Source organism: Streptomyces sp. ATLC9, from assembly GCF_057196705.1.
Map to the genome: position 1 here is coordinate 1 of NZ_JBXUOY010000580.1, position 514 is coordinate 514.

Annotated in this window: 1 pseudogene; it reads left to right on the forward strand. The window is 77.4% G+C overall.

Annotation, left to right across the window (positions count from 1 at the left end):
* Nucleotides 1–17: 17 nt before the first annotated feature.
* Nucleotides 18–514: pseudogene (locus AC2CJA_RS27160) on the forward strand (ATP-binding protein); the annotation flags it as partial.

A 514-nucleotide genomic window follows, 5' to 3' on the forward strand; every position in this document is an offset into this window, starting at 1 on the left:
GGGGGGACCTGCCGGCGATGCCGCCGACCCCGCCCGCGCCCCCGATGCCGCGGCAGGCGCCCGCGGCCGGGCCGTCCCTGGGCGAGTGGCTGCGCACCCCGCGTCCCGAGGCGGGCCCCGGGATCTGGCGGTACGGGCACCGGCCCAGGCCGCCGGAGGACCCCGACCGGCTGGACGACCGGCAACTGCTGGGCGGTGCGGCGCTGGTGGTGCTCTGCGGGCTGCTGGTGTGGTCGCTGTGCCGGAACGGCTACATCGACTTCTGGGTGAAGCCGCTGGAATGGTTCACGCCCGACTCCTGGCGTGAACCGGGCGGAGACCACGAGGCGTTCGTCCGGGCGGCGAAGACCTACGAGTACCTGTTCACCATCGTCTTCTTCTCGGTCGTCGCCCGGATGGCCCGGGGCGGGGAGATCTGGCGCCGCTACGTGCGCCCGCGGCTGCGCGGGCCGGAGGGAGCCGGGGAAGGGGCGGGAGGGCCCGCCGCCCCGCCGGCCGCGCCCCCCGGCGGCCC